The sequence below is a fragment of the Pantoea sp. B270 genome (assembly GCF_018726825.1).
Classification (GTDB): domain Bacteria; phylum Pseudomonadota; class Gammaproteobacteria; order Enterobacterales; family Enterobacteriaceae; genus Pantoea; species Pantoea dispersa.
The window spans coordinates 1679699-1696623 of record NZ_JAHCSX010000001.1 but is presented as its reverse complement, the minus strand read 5'-3'; the positions used below and the strand labels follow the sequence as shown (position 1 = coordinate 1696623).

Here is a 16925-nt window from a genome sequence, read left to right as displayed (position 1 = left end):
TCGCGTAGCGGCGCGATTTATCGCGCGTTGAATTGCGCCGCTACGCTTAGTGCAGGTATGACGTTATGGCTCCGTTATCAACCGCGGCTGCTTTTTCCGACGGCGCAGTTTATCCATCATCAGGTACACCACCGGTGTGGTGTACAGCGTCAGCAGCTGGCTCATCACCAGCCCACCGGCAATGGTGATGCCCAGCGGCTGGCGCAGCTCCGCGCCGTCCCCGCTGGTCAGCACCAGCGGTAGCGCACCAAACAGCGCCGCCAGCGTGGTCATCAGAATCGGGCGGAAACGCAGCTGGCACGCCTGGAAAATGGCGTCGCGCGCCGACAGATTGCCGTTGCGCTCCGCCTCCAGCGCGAAATCCACCATCATGATGGCGTTCTTTTTCACGATACCGATCAGCAGCAGGATGCCGATCAGCGCAATCAGGCTGAACGGCGTATTAAACAGCTGCAGCGCCAGCAGCGCGCCGACGCCCGCCGAGGGCAGGGTAGAGAGAATCGTCAGGGGATGCACGTAGCTCTCATACAGAATGCCGAGCACGATATACACCGCAGCAATCGCCGCCAGCATCAGCCACAGCTGGTTCGACTGCGAATCCTGAAATACCTGCGCGGTGCCGGCAAAGCTGCCGCGCACGCTGGACGGCACGCCAATCGCCGTGATGGTGCGGTCAATGGCCTCCGATGCCTGCGACAGCGAGACCCCTTCTGGCAGGTTAAACGAGATGGTCGAGGCCGCCGACAGCCCCTGATGGTTGACCGACAGCGGCGCGTTGGCCGGCTGCCATTTGGCAAACCAGCTCAGCGGAATCGCTTTGCCGTCGCTGTTGATCACGAACATCTGATCCAGCGCGCTGACATCCTGGGTATAGCGCGGATCCACTTCCATCACCACTTTGTACTGATTCAGTGGCTGGTAGATGGTGGAGATTTGCCGCTGGCCGAAAGCGTTATTTAGCAGCGCATTGGCCGCCGACACGTCGATGCCGAGGCGCGCCATACTTTCGCGATCGTAAGTCAGCGCCATTTCGCTGCCGTTGTCCTGCTGATCCGAGTTCACATCGGCCAGCTCTGGCAGCGCGGCAAACGCCTGGCGGATTTTCGGCTCCCACTCACGTAAATCGGCGAGGTTATCCGACAGCAGGCTGTACTGGTAGCTGGCGTTCGATTCGCGTCCGCCGACGCGAATATCCTGCACCGCATTGAGGTAGAGGTTGGCACCCGGTTCTTTCGCCAGCTTCACACGCAGGCGGGCGATCACTTCCTGCGCGCTTTCGCTGCGTTCTGACAGCGGCTTGAGTGACACAAACATCGAGCCGCTGTTGGTGCGCGAGCCGCCGGTGAAGCCGGTGACGTTATCGACCGCCGGGTCAGCCTTGATGATGTTCATGAAATCCTGCAGCTTGCCGCGCATCGCCTGAAACGAAATGCTCTGATCGGCGGAGATAAAGCCGTTGAGACGGCCGGTATCCTGCTCGGGCATAAAGGTTTTCGGGATGGTGATAAACAGCCAGATGGTCAGCCCGACGGTGCCGAGCAGCAGCAACAGCACCCAGATCGCGTGGTTCAGCACCCAGCCCAGCGAGCGCGCATAGCCCTGCTGCACCGCCAGCAGCACGCGGCCAAAACCACGTGTGCGCGGCTGGCTGCGCTTCGCCTGCGGTTTCAGCAGATACGCGCACATCATCGGCGTCAGGGTGATGGAGATAAACAGCGAGATAAGAATCGCCACCGACAGCGTGATGGCAAACTCCGAGAAGAAGCGGCCAATAATACCGCCAATCATCAGCAGCGGCAGGAACACCGCAATCAGCGACAGGCTCATCGACAGCACGGTAAAGCCCACCTCGCGCACCCCGGTGAGTGCCGCCTGCAGCGGCTTCATCCCAGCTTCGACGTGACGCGCGATGTTCTCCAGCACCACGATGGCGTCATCCACTACAAAGCCGGTGGCGATGGTCAGCGCCATCAGCGACAGGTTATTCAGGCTGAAACCGCACAGGTACATGGCGGCGAAGGTACCAATCAGCGACACCGGTACCGCCGCCGCCGGAATCAGCGTGGCGCGGCCGTCGCGCAGGAAGAAAAACACCACCAGAATTACCAGCGCCACGGCGATCACCAGCGACTGCTCCACTTCGTGCAGCGAGGCGCGGATAGTGGGCGAGCGGTCCTGGGCGATTTGCAGGTCGATAGCCGCCGGGATCACCTCATGCAGCTCCGGCATTTCCGCCCGGATGCGGTCGACGGTATCAATAATGTTGGCGTCCGGCGACTTGCGCACCACCAGCAGCACCGCCGGTTTGCCGTTGGTCATCCCGGCGTTGCGCACGTCCTGCACCGAATCCTGCACGTTCGCCACATCGCTCAGCCGCACCGCCGCGCCGTTGTTGTAGTGCACCACCAGCGGCTGGTAGACGCTGGCGGTTTGCAGCTCATCGTTGGTCCGTACCTGCCAGCGCTGCTGGGTATCGTCGATGGCGCCCTGCGGACGGCGCTGGTTGGCGTTGCTGATGGCGGTGCGCACCGCATCCAGCGACACGCCCTGATTAAACAGCGCCTGCGGATTGAGGTCGACGCGCACCGCCGGCAGCGAACTGCCGCCCACCGTGACATCGCCAACGCCATCAATCTGCGACAGCTTCTGCGCCAGTTGCGTCGACGCGTAATCATACAGCTGACCGGGATTATAAATATCCGAGGTCATGGTGAGGATCATGATCGGCGCATCGGACGGGTTGGCTTTGCGGTAGGTTGGACGATTGGGCATGCCGGTCGGCAGCAGGCTCTGGGCGGCATTGATCGCCGCCTGCACGTCGCGCGCCGCGCCGTTGATGTCGCGGTCGAAATCAAACACCAGGATGATGCGCGTGCTGCCCAGCGAGCTGGTGGAGGTCATTTCACTGACGCCGGCAATGCGGCCCAGCGAGCGCTCCAGCGGCGTGGCGACCGAGGCCGCCATGGTTTCCGGCGACGCGCCGGGCAGCGAGGCCGAGATCAGAATCACCGGGAAATCCAGCTGCGGCAGCGGCGCCACCGGCAGCAGACGGAAGCCAAGAATGCCCGCCAGCGCAATCGCCAGCGTCAGCAGCGTGGTGGCAACCGGCCGATGGATAAACAGGGCGAAAAACTTCACGACTGCGCCTCCGTGCCTTTCAGACGCCGGCGCGTGGCATGGGCAAGGCGATCAAACAGCAGATAGATCACCGGGGTGGTAAACAGCGTCAGCACCTGGCTCAGCACCAGGCCACCGACCATGGCGATGCCGAGCGGACGACGCAGCTCCGCGCCGACGCCGGTGCTGAGCATCAGCGGCAGCGCGCCAAGCAGCGCCGCCAGCGTGGTCATCAGAATCGGCCGGAAGCGCAGCAGACAGGCCTGATAGATCGCCTCACGCGGCGCCATGCCCTGTTCACGCTCGGCGGCCAGCGCGAAGTCGATCATCATGATGGCGTTCTTCTTCACGATACCGATCAGCAAAATGATGCCGATGATGGCGATGATATCCAGCTCGTTGCCGCTCAGCATCAGCGCCAGCAGCGCGCCAACGCCGGCGGTGGGCAGCGTCGACAGAATGGTAATCGGGTGGATGAAGCTCTCATACAGCACGCCGAGCACGATATACATCGCCACTACCGCCGCGACGATCAGCCAGATGGTGCTGGTCAGCGCCGCTTCAAACGCCAGCGTGCTGCCCTGGAACTGCGTCATCATCTCTGCCGGCATGCCGACCTGATCTTCTGCCGTGGTGATCGCCTGCAGCGCATCGCCGAGCGAGTAGCCGTGCGCCACGTCAAACGAGAAGGTGGCCGACGGGAACTGGTCGAGATGATTAATGCTCAGCGCAGCGTGGCGCTCTTCGACTTGCGCGATGGCGCTGAGCGGCACGCTGCCGCCGTCGCTGCTGTTCAGGCGAATCGCGTCGAGGCTGGCGAGACCGGGGGTTTGCGTGTTGTCCTGCTCCAGCACCACGCGATACTGATTGGCCTGAGTGTAAATCGTTGAGATCAGGCGCTGGCCAAAGGCGTTGTACAGCGCGTTATCAATGTCGGCCATGCTGATGCCGAGCCGGCTGGCGCTGTCGCGATCGACGCGCACAAAGGCTTCCAGCCCCTGATCCTGCCAGTCGCTGCTGACATTGCGCAGCTGTGGCAAGGTGTTGAGCTGTGCCAGCAGTTTCGGCACCCAGCTGCCCAGCGACTCCAGCGAACCTGACTGCAGGGTAAACTGGTACGGCGTGCGGCTCGCCTGGGTATCAATGGTCAGGTCCTGTACCGGCTGCAGCCACAGCGACACGCCGGGCAGGCGATCAATCGCCTGCTGCAGCCGCTGCTGCACTGCCGGAATACGATCATCACGCTGGTCCAGCGGTTTCAGGTTAATTTGCAGCCGCGCGCTGTTAAGCGCCGCGTTGGTGCCATCCACGCCGACGAACGAGGTCAGGCTCTGCACCGCCGGATCTTTCATAATCATCGACGCCACGTCGCGGGTGCGCTGCGCCATACTGGCGTAAGAGACCGACTGCGGCGCCTGCAGCGTGCCCTGAATGATGCCGTTGTCCTGCTGCGGGAAGAAGCCCTTCGGAATCACCACCCAAAGCAGCACCGTCAGCAGCAGCGTGCCAAGCGCCACCGACAGCGTCAGCCACGGATGGCGCAGCACGCGCGTCAGCCAGCGGCCATAGCCGGCAATCACCTTATCGAACATCGCCTCGCTGGCGCGGGAGAAGCGGTTCTGCCTGCGCAGCGATTCGGCGCTCAGCATACGCGCGCACATCATCGGCGTCAGCGTCAGCGAGACCACCGCCGAGATCAGAATCGCCACCGCCAGCGTCACGGCGAACTCGCGGAACAAACGGCCAATCACATCGCCCATGAACAGCAGCGGAATCAGCACCGCGATCAGCGAGAAGGTGAGGGAGATAATGGTGAAGCCAATCTCACCGGCACCTTTCAGCGCGGCGGTCATCGGCTTTTCGCCTTTTTCGATGTAGCGCGAGATGTTCTCGATTACCACGATGGCGTCATCGACCACAAAGCCGGTGGCGATGGTCAGCGCCATCAGCGTCAGGTTATTGATCGAAAAGCCGAGAAAATACATGGCGGCAAAGGTGCCGACCAGCGACAGCGGCACCGCGACCGCCGGAATAATGGTGGCCGGGACATTACGCAGAAACAGATAGATGATCATCACCACCAGCCCGATGGCCAGCATCAGCTCATGCTGAGTATCCGCTACCGAGGCGCGAATGTTGGTGGTGCGATCGGTGAGCAGTTTGACGTCAACCGACTTCGGCAGCGTGGCGGTCAGCGACGGCAGCAGCGCGCGGATGCTGTCAGCGGTGGCGATAATATTGGCACCCGGCTGGCGCTGCACGTTCAGCACAATCGCCGGCTGTCGGTTGGCCCAGGCGCCCAGCCAGCTGTTTTCTGCGCCCTGTTCAACCGTGGCGACGTCGCCCAGCCGCACCGGCGCGCCGTTGCTATAGCTGACGATCAGCTTGCGGTAATCCTCCGCGGAGGTCATCTGGTCATTGGCCGACAGCGTGATGGAGCGCGTTGGACCATCAAGGCTGCCTTTCGCCGAATTGACGTTGGCGTTGCTGATGGCGGTGCGCACCGTCTCGCTGGTGAGGCCGAGGGCCGCCAGCGCCTGTGCGTTCATCTTCACCCGCACCGCCGGACGCTGGCCGCCGGAGAGCGTGACCAGACCGACGCCGGAGACCTGGGAAATCTTCTGCGCCACCCGCGTCTCCACCATATCCTGCACCTGCGTCAGCGGCATGCTGGTGGTGGTAACGGCCAGCGTCATGATTGGCGGATCGGCCGGATTGACTTTGCTGTACACCGGCGGATTCGGCAGATCGTTAGGCAGCAGGTTAGTGGCAGAGTTGATCGCCGCCTGCACTTCCTGTTCGGCAACGTCGAGCGCCAGCGTCAGCTGGAACTGCAGCGTAATCACCGAGGCACCGCCGGAGCTTTGCGACGCCATTTGCTTCAGGCCGGACATCTGCCCGAACTGGCGCTCGAGCGGCGCGGTAATCGACGAGGTCACCACATCCGGGCTGGCGCCGGGATAGAGCGTGACGACCTGGATGGTCGGGTAATCGACTTCCGGCAGCGCGGAAACTGGCAGGAAGCGATAGCCCAGTACGCCGGCCAGCAAAATCGCGATCATCAGCAGCGTGGTGGCCACCGGGCGCAGAATAAACTGGCGTGACGGGCCGCCGCTGGCGTCGGGAGGCATCACCTGCATTATTGACGTTCTCCGCGAGCCGGTTGCGCCGCGCGCGTGCTGTGCGTGGCGGTACTCTGTGCGGCGACAATCTCCACCGTGGCGCCTTCGGTCAGGCGGTCGAGACCGTCGGTGACCACGCGCTGACCGGCCTGCAGCCCGGCATCAATCACCACTTTCTGGCTATCCTGCAGCCCGGCGGTGACGCGTTTCTTACTCACTTTGTTATCGCTGTTCACCACCCAGACAAAGTGGCCGTCGTTGCTCATTTGCAGCGCGGCAGTCGGGATCACCACCGCGTTTTGCAGCGTATCCACCTTCAGCCGGGCATTAACAAACTGATTGGGAAACAGGGCGTCGTCCTGATTGCTGAAGCGCGCCTTGAGTTTAATGGTGCCGGTGGTGACGTCGATCTGGTTATCAATGCTCAGCAGCGCACCCGTGGTCAGCAGGGTTTTATTGCTGCGATCCCAGGCTTCAACCGGCAGCGGCTGGCCGCTTTTCTGGGCTTTCAGGATCTGACTGATGTTGTTCTCGGCGACGCTGAACACCACGTCAATCGGGTGCGTCTGGGTGATCACCACCAGACCATTGGTATCGCCGGCGGTAATGTAGTTGCCGACATCCACCTGCTTCAGCCCGACGCGTCCGGCGATCGGCGCGGTGATGCGGCTGTAGGTCAGATTGAGCTGCGCGCTGGCCACATTGCCTTCGTCGGCTTTGATGGTGCCGAGGGTTTCACTGACCAGCGAGCGCTGGGTATCCAGCTCCTGCTGCGACACCAGCGAGGTTTTCGCCAGCTTTTCATAACGGCTGAGGTCGCGGCGCGCGTTAGCCAGCGTCGCCTGATCTTTGGCCAGCTGGCCCTGCGCCTGGGTGAGCGCTACCTGCCATGGGCGGGGATCGATTTCTGCCAGCAGCGCGCCGGCCTCCACCTGCTGACCTTCCGTGAAGTGCAGCGCCATCAGCTGGCCATCGACCCGACTGCGCACCGTAACGGTATTGGCCGCGGTGACGGTGCCGAGTCCGCTGAGGTAATAGGGCACGCTTTCGGTAGTCGCGGTTGCGGCCTGCACCGGTGCCAGCGGACGGCGTCCGCCGCTGTTGTTGCCACCGCGTCCGTGATGCGGCTGGCCATCAGCCTGGGTAGCCTGCGCAGGCTCGGCCGGATGCTGCCACCAGTAGTAAGCGCCCGCCAGCGCAGCCAGCACCACCACGCTAATCAGGCCTGTTTTTAATCGTTTATTCATTGCTCTGTGTGCTCTCCGGCGGTTTCGTTTTCCCCACATGCGCGCGCAAACGAACCGCGGCGCAAACGAAATGATTGTAGTCGCCCGGGCCGGGCAAAAATTGAAGGAATTAAGAATATCGCCCCGGGCACGCTAAGTATTCATATTCAGTAAATATTTTGGCAGCAATACGCATAAGCGTGACTTTTTCCTTTGCTAAGCTGAATGACAGACCAGTCTCGTTTCACTAAGGAGGATCACATGCGTCAACACAAAACCCGTCAGCTGGGCGACAGCGGTATCAGCGTGCCGCTGCTGACGTTTGGCGGCAACGTTTTTGGCTGGACCGTCGATGAAAAAACCTCGTTTTCACTGCTCGACGCGCTGGTGGAAAAGGGGCTGTTCTTCATTGATACCGCAGACGTTTACTCACGCTGGGCGCCGGGCAACGCCGGCGGTGAATCGGAAACCATCATCGGTAAATGGCTGAAAAAAAGCGGTAAGCGCGACAGTATCGTGCTCGCCACCAAGGTAGGCATGGAGCTGACGCCGGAGAAAACCGGGCTGAAACCGGCCTATATCCGCCAGGCCGTGGAAGATTCGCTGCGCCGCCTGCAGACGGATGTCATCGATCTGTACCAGGCGCACCGTGATGACGACAGCACGCCGCTGGTGGAGACGCTGAAAGCCTTCGACTCGCTGATCAAAGAGGGCAAAGTGCGGGCTATTGGTGCGTCCAACTACAGCGCGCAGCGCCTGCAGGAAGCGCTCGACATCAGTAAGCAGGAGGGACTGGCGCGCTATGAAACACTGCAGCCGGAGTACAACCTGTACGATCGTCAGGAGTATGAAAGCGGACTGGAGCAGGTGGCGGTGAAAAACGGTCTCGGTGTGATTAACTACTACTCGCTGGCCAGCGGTTTCCTGAGCGGGAAATACAAAAAGCCGGAAGACGCCAGCAAAAGCGCGCGCGGCCAGGGCATTGTAGAAAAATACCTCAACGATCGCGGTAAGCGCATCATTGAAGCGCTGGAAGATGTCGCGGCCTCGCACGACGCCTCTGCTACCCAGGTGGCGCTGGCGTGGCAGATTGCGCGACCGAGCATCACGGCACCGATTGTCAGTGCCACCTCACTGCAGCAGCTGGATGAGCTGGTGAAAGCCACCGAGCTGGAGCTCAGCAAGCAGGAAATTGAAGAGCTGGCCAGCGCCAGCAAGCCGTAACGCGAAGCGGGACGCTGCGACGTCCCGTCACGTAATAATTTTTTCGCCACGCAAAAAATGCCTTTTTCCTCCAGAAGATATCCATTCATCGATCGCTGTCACAATTGCGTTAAGTCACTGTCACCTTTGCACTCACTGCGCACAGATTTGCAAAAATTGACATAACCTCAGCATTATTCTCTGCCCGTTCCTCTCCGGAAATTCACAGAAGAATAATCATCATGAACAGAAAAAAAGCAGTGCAGCATATGCCTCGCCTGGCAGCGGGCACCCTGATGTTTGCTATGTTGAGTGCGTCGGCGGTGGCAGCCGATGCGTTCAGCTACGATTCCCCCTATATGTTTGGCGACTGGGGCGGTAACCGAACGCAGCTGGAAAACGACGGCGTGAAGTTCGACGTTAACTACACCATGGAGAGTGCCTCGAACCTGGGCGGCGGTGCCGATACCAACACCTCGATGCGCTACAGCGATCAGTGGGCGTTTGGCCTGAATCTTGACCTGCAAAAACTGCTCGACTGGCAGGATGCGCAGTTCCAGATGACCATTACCGACCGTAACGGTCGCAATATCTCCGATCAGGTGGCAGACCGCCGTACCGGCATGCTGTCATCGGTGCAGGAAGTGTACGGACGTGGCCAGACCTGGCGTCTGACGCAGTTCTGGCTCAGCAAAGGGCTGTTTGATAACACCGTCAACCTGAAAGCCGGTCGCGTCACCGTCGGGGAAGATTTCGACAACTTCGACAGCAAGTTCCAGAACCTCGCATTCGGCAGCGGCCAGGCGGGTAACTGGCGCGGCGACCGCTGGTTTAACTGGCCGGTTTCCCAGTGGGGCGGCCGCGTGAAGGTTAACTTTACGCCGGAAGTGTTCTTCCAGGTGGGCTTCTACAACCAGAACAGTGCCAACTACGATCGCGGTGACGGTTTCCGTCTGGATACCAGCAACTCCGAAGGCAACCTGGTGCCGGTGGAACTGGGCTGGAAACCGACCTTCGGCCCGGCCAACCTGCCGGGTAACTACCGCATTGGTTACTACTACTCGTCGGCCAACGGCGATAACTACGGCAGCTGGCGCGATGGCGCTTATCAGAGCAAGGACCACGCCTACGGCGGCTACGTGCTGTTACAGCAGCAGCTGACCGCACAGGGCGGCGATGCCAGCCGTGGCCTCGGCGTGACGGTGCAGGCAGTGATGAACGATCACAAAACCTCGAAAACCGACAACTATCAGTCGATCAGCTTTACCTGGAAAGGGCCGTTTGATGCGCGTCCGCAGGATGAGATTGGCGTCGGCGCGGCGCGTATTCACGTCAACAGCGCGTATACCCGTTCGCTGCGTCAGCAGAATGATGCCAACGGCGAAACTGATTTCGACAGCCCAACCTATCTGCCGATTCAGGATGGTTCCGAGTACAACTACGAGGTTTATTACAATGCGCAGCTGACCAAATGGCTGCAGCTGCGTCCAAACCTGCAATACGTGGTGGCACCGGGTGCGGTAAGCGAAGTGAAAGATGCGTTTGTGGGTGGGATCAGTGCGAACGTGAATTTCTAATCTGGCAGAATGTGTGACTTTTCCCTCTCCCTTTGGGAGAGGGCAGGGTGAGGGGAAAATCGCACAGAGCTATCTGGCCCTCACCCTAACCCTCTCCCGCAAGCGGGAGAGGGAATTATCTAAACATCACTTCGGCCCAGCGCGCCAGGCCGGCGGTGACCGAGCCGAAATCATCGCCGCTGGCGATGGGCGTGTCGGGCAGTGCCTGCTGCAGCGCGGCGCGCAGGATCGGCGAACGGGCGCTGCCGCCGGTGAGGTAAATCACCTCCGGACGGGTGTCACAACTGGCCAGCGCCAGCTGCACCTGCTCAAGAATGCGCGCCAGCGGCTGATTGATCGCCTCTTCCAGCTGCGCGGCGCTGATCTCCGCCTGCAGCGTTTGCGCAATAAACGCCAGCGAGGCTGCGGTCTCGCGCTGATCGGAGAGCGCAATCTTGCTCTCTTCCGCCGCGCGCACCAGCCGGTAGCTCAGCTTCTGCTGCCAAACTTTCAGCAGATGTGCGACTTTATCGCCCTGTTCGGCATCACGCACCAGATCGCGCAGCAGCTTACCGCTGGCGGCCGAGTAGAAGTCGCTTTGTGCCGGCACATCGTTAATCGCCACCGCGTTCCACCACGGCAGGGCGGGCAGGGCAGTGCCCTTCAGCGTGTTACCGCCCAGACCCAGCAGCGGCATCAGCGTTTTGAACGCCAGCATGATATCGAGGTCGTTACCGCCGACGCGGCAGCCGCTGTGGCCAAGCAGGCTGGCACGGCGATCGGACTGATTACGCCACTGCGGACCCATCAGCAGCATGGAGCAGTCGGTGGTTCCGCCGCCGATATCCACCACCAGCACGCGTGTCTCCTGCTGCAGCGTGGCTTCAAACTCCAGACCGGCGGCAACCGGCTCGAACTGAAACTCGACGTCGCGGAACCCGGCACGCTGTGCGGCACGCAGCAGAATGCCCTGCGCCTGCTGGTTGGCGTCTTCACCGCCCAGTCCCTGGAAGTTGATTGGCCGGCCAATCACGGCCTGGTCAATCGGTTGATCGAGCTGGGTTTCACCCTGCTGGCGAATGTGCAGCATCATGGCGCACACCAGATCTTCGAAGAAGGCGATCTGCTGGGGTTTCAGGCCACTGGCGCCGAGGAACGACTTCGGCGATTTGACGAACCACACCTCTTCCGGATCAACCATATAGTGCTGCAGCGCGGTCAGACCAAACTGCACGCTGGCAGGCGTTACCTCGATATCCTCTTCGCGGTTATAACGCAGCGCGCGCTGCAGCAGCGCGGTGCTTTCGCTGTCTGGCGTGGGGACCTGATGATGGCGGTGCAGCCATTCACTGATGGCTTCGCGCGTGGGCGCGCAAATCATGGAGGGAAGCAGGCGCTGACCGTTTTCCAGTGTCAGTAACCGCGGTGTGCCGCTATCCGTTACCGCGATGGAACAGTTAGCCGTGCCGTAGTCGAATCCGATAAACATTGTATCCCCCATGCCAGAAAAAAGGGGGCGACTTTAGCGCAGCCAACGCGGGCTGGCAATGGGCAGCGCCGCAGTTTATCCCTGAACTTCCTGGTAAACCTGATACTGGCCGCGCCCGGCGTGTTTGGCGCTGTAACAGGCAACATCGGCCTGCGACATCACCACATTGCTGATGCAGTTATGCTGATCGATTTGCGTGATACCGGCGCTGGCGCCGACGTGATACGGCCGGTCCTGCCAGATAAAGGTAAAGTCATGCACCGCGCTGACGATGCCCTGCACCACCTCGCGCACCTGGTCAACATTGCTGTAGGGCAGCAGCAGGCCAAATTCGTCACCGCCGAGGCGCGCCAGCACATCGCTATTGCGCAGGTGCTGTTGCATGAGATCGGCCAGTGCGCGCAGCAGCGCATCGCCAGCGGCATGGCCGGCGGTATCGTTGACCGCTTTAAACTTATCCAGATCGATAAACACCAGCACGTGCTCGCTGTGATGCGCGGCGGCGTCATTCACCAGTCGCTTCAGCTGCTGTTCAAAGCTGTGACGGTTCGGCAAACGCGTCAGCATATCGTGAGAGGCGCTGTAGCTCAGGCGTTTCATCATGCGGCGCGACTCGCTGACGTCATGAATGACCATTACGGCACCAATGTCGCTGCCGGTCAGGGTTTTCAGCGGCGTGATGCTGTAGTGAATCTCGACCTGGGCACCATCCGGCGTATGCAACACCAGCTCCTCTTCCAGGTCCGGTGTGGTTTTGCTGGCGGGCAGGCTGCACAGCAACAGATTCTCCACGCGCGGCCCCTGCGCACCACGCGTAATCGTCAGCAGTTCGCTCAGCGCCACGCCAGCCGCTTTCGCCTGCGGCCAGCCGCTCAGCGTCTCGGCCACCGGATTCATGAAGGTCACCCGCATCTCATCGTCAGTACAAATCACCGCTTCACCGATCGAGTCGAGGGTGATCGCCATGCGTTCCTTCTCCTGGAACAGCGCTTCATTCAGCGTGCGCAGCGAAGTAATGTCCTGGCAAATGCCGAGCATGCGTTCGATCTGCCCGTCCTTGCTGATGATGCTATTGGCCTCGGAGCGCACGTAGCGCACGCCCTGCGGCAGATTGATGCGGTACTCCAGCTGAAAGGCGCTGCGGCGTTCAATCGCCTGCTGAATGGTGAGCGCGGCCGCTTCACGTTCCTGAACATCGACCAGATGCAGCCACAGGTCGTAGCTCGGCACCCGGTGCGGCTCCAGCGCGAATAACTCGTACATGCGCTTGTCCCATAACATCTCGCCGTTTAGCAGGTTCCACTCCCACACGCCGATGCCGCCCGCTTCGTTGGCCAGCGTGATGCGCTCCATCAGCCGCTGGTTGACCTGCTCGCTCTGCTTCAGCTCGGAGATATCCACAATCTGCGCGATAAAGTAGAGCGGGTGCAGCTGCGCATCACGCACCATCGAGACCGTGAGGCGCGCCCAGACGATCTCGCCATCTTTGCGGAAATAGCGCTTCTCCAGCGTATAGGTCAGGATCTCACCGGCGATCAGCCGCTCCAGCTGTTGCAGGTCGCTGTTGAGATCGTCCGGATGGGTGATCTGCTGGAAGGTGAGTTTTTTCAGCTCCTCCGCCGCGAAGCCCAGCGTGCGGCACAGCGACTGGTTGACCTGTTGCCAGCCGCCTTCCGGCGATACCAGCGCCATGCCGATGGCGGAATACTCCATGGCGTTGCGGAAGCGGGTTTCGCTTTCGCTGATGTGGTGCTTTTCACGCTGGAAGGCATCCATCACCAGCGACATTACGTGGCTCGGCAGCAGCACCAGCAGAAACGGCAGCCAGGTGCTGACCTGGCCGAGCAGCAGATCGTTGCGCGCCAGGTTGACCCAGTCGAGCGCCAGCAGCAGCGAGATAAAGCTGGCGTTGAGGAAAAACAGCAGAAAGGCTTCGAATTTGGGCAGGCGCACCGCGCACCAGAACAGAATCACCACGATAAAGGTAAACGGCCACGGCAGGAAGCGCAGCGCCAGATAGCTGGCCAGCAGCGTGACGATCAGCGTGAGCAGCGTCTCCAGCTGACGTTCCGGCGTGATCAGCTGGCGCAGCGGTTTATCAGGCCACAGCAGCAGCACCGGACCGAAGGCCAGCACGCCAATCACTTCAGAGATCACCCAGGTGGAGAAAAACGGCAACGAGGCGTGGCCGTCAACGTGCAGCATCCATAGCGCCACGACGCCGCCCAGCAGCGGCGCGATCAGGCCCGCAGCCAGCGCAAAGCGTATCCAGTCGGCCAGTGAGTTGAGCGGGGCTTTGCGGTCCAGCAGCGCGCGCAGCATCAGCCCGCCGAGGATGGCCTGCACCATATTAAGGATGGCGAATTTGACATTGCTCAGGGCCGGGCCGATCACCAGCAGATTGGCCAGCGCCGTGCCGAGCACGCAGCTGGCCAGCAGCAGCGGTACCTGTCGCGAGGGTGCGCGGAACACCACGACGGTCATTAACGCGGTGGAGTACCAGAGCGGGGAAATGCGGCCGCTGACGACAATCAGTTCCAGACAGAACAGCGTCAGTAAAAATGCCAGCGCGCAAAGCAGCAGGGCGCTGAGCCACTTTTTTTGCGGATTATCCTGCGAGGTTACTATCTCAAGAGTCATGCACGAATCCAGCAGCGCGCATTGATTACTCGAAGAAAAATGCGCCAGTCAATCTCTTAATCCATGCTAGCACATCTGTCAGATATCTTTGTGCGGAAATGTTTTTTTGCGGCCTGCATCCAGGTGCGCATGAATGCGCACCCGACAAAAACGGTGAACGGTTTAGGGGGTCGGCATCCTGCAACAGAACTGTCGCAGGGGCGCAATTCATGGCGACCAGGTTGTACAATGCACTCAGCGAAACCAGGTGCGCATGAATGCGCACCCTACAAAGACGGTGAATGGTTTAGGGTGTTGGCATCCTGCACCAGAACTGTTGTAGGGGCGCCATTCATGGCGACCAGGTGTACAACACACTCAGCGGAACAAATCGGCGCGGGTGAAGGGCTTTTCCAGCCCGGCGAGGTCAGCGGAAAAACGCTCGAGGAACTGCTGGGTGGTGGCGACGCGGCCGTGGCCCATCAGCAACAGCGGAATCAGAAATGCCACCGCCACCTGCACCACGCTAAACCCCTTCAGCGCGGTGCGGCGCTGGCTCAGCAGGAACGCGCTGCTCAGGGTAAAGCCCAGCATCAGTCCGGCCAGCACTTCACTTACCGAGTGCGCATGGATCACCAGGCGCGATAATCCCACCATCAACGGAATCAGATAGCCGATACCGATAGTCAGGGCGCGCCAGAACGTAGGCCAGCGGCCGGAAATCAGCCACATCATCACCGGCCACAGCGTCGCTGACATCGCGCTATGGCCGCTGAAACCGGTAAAGTTATAACGCGCGCTGCCAATGCCGAAGCCGAGAAACATAATTTTCGAGATGCTGACCAGCAGGCCCGCCAGGCCAAACGCCAGCAGCCAGTACAAGACGGTGCGACGGTTGTCGCTTTTCCACGGCAGCACCAGGGCGATGATCACCGCAGTGGGGATCAGCAACATACTGTCGCCGAAATAGGTCAGGGTTCTCCAGCTCATACTTTTCCTTGCAACGACTATCGGGCTCCCGCCAGTCACACGGCGGGTAGAGAAACAGTGTATCGATTAAGCCGCTGGCTGCAAAACGGGATAGTCTGAAAAGGCGGCGCGCCGGTTTTCACTGGCATCAACCCGGTGAAATCCCTATAATTGCCGCCAACTAACCCTCTCAATCGGCCTGTTTTTGTGCAGACAGAAACCGGCTCCAGTTATCAGGTCTTAAAAAAGTATGACTGACAAGTCTCATCAGTGCGTGATCGTTGGCATTGCAGGTGCATCCGCATCCGGAAAAAGTCTTATTGCCAGCACGCTCTATCGTGAAATCCGTGACCAGGTCGGTGACGAGCATATCGGTGTGATCCCCGAAGATGCCTACTATAAAGATCAAAGCCACCTCACCATGGAAGAGAGGGTGAAAACCAACTACGACCATCCGAGCGCGATGGACCACGATTTGCTGCTGCAGCATCTGCGCGCACTGAAGGCCGGCGAAGATATCGACCTGCCGGTTTACAGCTACGTTGAGCACACCCGCACCGACGAGTGTATTCACCTGAAGCCGAAGAAAGTAATTATTCTGGAAGGAATTCTGCTGCTGACCGATGCACGGCTGCGCCAGGAGCTTAACTTCTCGATCTTCGTTGATACCCCGCTGGATATCTGCCTGATGCGCCGTATGAAGCGCGACGTCAACGAACGCGGGCGCTCGATGGACTCGGTGATGAGCCAGTACCAAAAGACCGTACGCCCGATGTTCCTGCAGTTTATTGAGCCTTCCAAGCAGTATGCCGACATCATTGTGCCGCGCGGTGGTAAAAACCGCATCGCCATTGATATCCTCAAGGCCAAAATTAACCAGTATCTTTGACGACGCCCGTCCGGTTCAGCGTGACCGGAGCGGGACACCGTGCGTCCGGATGGACGTGACGCGAACGGTTTGTCACAACCTGACCACCTTTCGCTACACTTAAATCATGGAGTTTCTGCGATGAGATTATGCGATCGCGATATTGAAAGCTGGCTGGACAGCGGCAAGCTGGCCATCGATCCCCGTCCGCCGGTTGAGCGCATCAACGGTGCTACCGTGGATGTGCGCCTCGGTAACCAGTTCCGCACTTTTAGCGGCCACACCGCACCGTTTATTGATTTGAGTGGTCCAAAACACGAAGTGAGCGCGGCGCTGGATCGCGTGATGAGCGATGAGATCGTGCTGCCGGAAGGCGAAGCGTTCTTTCTGCATCCGGGCGAACTGGCGCTGGCGGTAACGCTGGAATCCGTCACCATTCCCGACGATCTGGTGGGCTGGCTGGATGGCCGTTCGTCGCTGGCGCGCCTCGGGCTGATGGTGCACGTTACCGCGCACCGTATCGATCCGGGCTGGCAGGGCCGCATCGTGCTGGAGTTTTACAACTCCGGTAAGCTGCCGCTGGCGCTGCGTCCCGGCATGCTGATTGGCGCACTGAGCTTTGAACCGCTGTCCGGGCCGGCGGCGCGTCCTTACAATCGCCGCGAAGACGCCAAATATCGCGGGCAGCAGGGCGCTGACGCCAGCCGTATTGATAAAGACTAACGTTTCTCCTGGAGTGATTTCGCGCCAGCGGCC

Annotated in this window: 10 protein-coding genes; 4 read left to right on the top strand and 6 right to left on the bottom strand. The window is 60.4% G+C overall.

Features of this window, described 5'->3' with window-relative positions:
- Positions 1–63 precede the first annotated feature (63 nt).
- From mdtC to KOL70_RS08165, 3 genes are read right to left on the bottom strand one after another with little or no spacing between them, the layout of a single operon-like run.
- Positions 64–3138, bottom strand: coding sequence for a multidrug efflux RND transporter permease subunit MdtC (gene mdtC / locus KOL70_RS08175; protein WP_058757283.1), 3075 nt, complete (start codon positions 3136–3138; stop codon positions 64–66).
- Complete coding sequence (locus tag KOL70_RS08170; RefSeq protein WP_215480493.1) at positions 3135–6257, bottom strand: MdtB/MuxB family multidrug efflux RND transporter permease subunit; 3123 nt, start codon at positions 6255–6257, stop codon at positions 3135–3137. The genes mdtC and KOL70_RS08170 overlap by 4 nt, the downstream gene beginning before the upstream one ends.
- Positions 6257–7486, bottom strand: a complete 1230-nt coding sequence (locus tag KOL70_RS08165; RefSeq protein WP_058780348.1) for an MdtA/MuxA family multidrug efflux RND transporter periplasmic adaptor subunit — start codon at positions 7484–7486, stop codon at positions 6257–6259. The genes KOL70_RS08170 and KOL70_RS08165 overlap by 1 nt, the downstream gene beginning before the upstream one ends.
- 240 nt (positions 7487–7726) lie before the next feature.
- Between KOL70_RS08165 and KOL70_RS08160 the strand changes: the two genes are divergently transcribed.
- Entirely contained in the window at positions 7727–8689 is a 963-nt protein-coding gene (locus tag KOL70_RS08160; protein WP_021509316.1) for an aldo/keto reductase, read from the top strand.
- 221 nt (positions 8690–8910) lie between these two features.
- Positions 8911–10245, top strand: coding sequence for a carbohydrate porin (locus KOL70_RS08155; protein WP_021509317.1), 1335 nt, complete (start codon positions 8911–8913; stop codon positions 10243–10245).
- Between the two features lie 115 nt (positions 10246–10360).
- On the opposite strand, the gene yegD is transcribed toward KOL70_RS08155, so the two are convergent.
- The 3 genes from yegD to KOL70_RS08140 form a co-directional block, all read right to left on the bottom strand.
- Positions 10361–11713, bottom strand: a complete 1353-nt coding sequence (yegD, locus tag KOL70_RS08150; protein ID WP_021509318.1) for a molecular chaperone — start codon at positions 11711–11713, stop codon at positions 10361–10363.
- 75 nt (positions 11714–11788) lie between these two features.
- Entirely contained in the window at positions 11789–14353 is a 2565-nt protein-coding gene (locus KOL70_RS08145) for a diguanylate cyclase (RefSeq protein ID WP_088516598.1), read from the bottom strand.
- 357 nt (positions 14354–14710) lie between these two features.
- Complete coding sequence (locus KOL70_RS08140; RefSeq protein ID WP_215480492.1) at positions 14711–15322, bottom strand: phosphatase PAP2 family protein; 612 nt, start codon at positions 15320–15322, stop codon at positions 14711–14713.
- A gap of 229 nt (positions 15323–15551) precedes the next feature.
- On the opposite strand from KOL70_RS08140, the gene udk reads away from it, so the two are divergent.
- Both udk and dcd read left to right on the top strand, forming a co-directional pair.
- Complete coding sequence (gene udk / locus KOL70_RS08135) at positions 15552–16190, top strand: uridine kinase (RefSeq protein ID WP_010615887.1); 639 nt, start codon at positions 15552–15554, stop codon at positions 16188–16190.
- A 120-nt stretch (positions 16191–16310) separates the two neighbouring features.
- A complete protein-coding gene (dcd, locus tag KOL70_RS08130) occupies positions 16311–16892 on the top strand; it encodes a dCTP deaminase (RefSeq protein WP_021509321.1) in 582 nt (193 codons plus the stop codon).
- Positions 16893–16925 lie beyond the last annotated feature (33 nt).

Bases quoted from the DNA above. Each gene is read 5' to 3' on its own strand.
- KOL70_RS08170 (WP_215480493.1), bottom strand. From the start codon at position 6,257: ATGCAGGTGATGCCTCCCGACGCCAGCGGCGGCCCGTCACGCCAGTTT.
- KOL70_RS08165 (WP_058780348.1), bottom strand. From the start codon at position 7,486: ATGAATAAACGATTAAAAACAGGCCTGATTAGCGTGGTGGTGCTGGCT.
- KOL70_RS08160 (WP_021509316.1), top strand. From the start codon at position 7,727: ATGCGTCAACACAAAACCCGTCAGCTGGGCGACAGCGGTATCAGCGTG.
- KOL70_RS08155 (WP_021509317.1), top strand. From the start codon at position 8,911: ATGAACAGAAAAAAAGCAGTGCAGCATATGCCTCGCCTGGCAGCGGGC.
- yegD (WP_021509318.1), bottom strand. From the start codon at position 11,713: ATGTTTATCGGATTCGACTACGGCACGGCTAACTGTTCCATCGCGGTA.
- KOL70_RS08145 (WP_088516598.1), bottom strand. From the start codon at position 14,353: ATGACTCTTGAGATAGTAACCTCGCAGGATAATCCGCAAAAAAAGTGG.
- KOL70_RS08140 (WP_215480492.1), bottom strand. From the start codon at position 15,322: ATGAGCTGGAGAACCCTGACCTATTTCGGCGACAGTATGTTGCTGATC.
- udk (WP_010615887.1), top strand. From the start codon at position 15,552: ATGACTGACAAGTCTCATCAGTGCGTGATCGTTGGCATTGCAGGTGCA.
- dcd (WP_021509321.1), top strand. From the start codon at position 16,311: ATGAGATTATGCGATCGCGATATTGAAAGCTGGCTGGACAGCGGCAAG.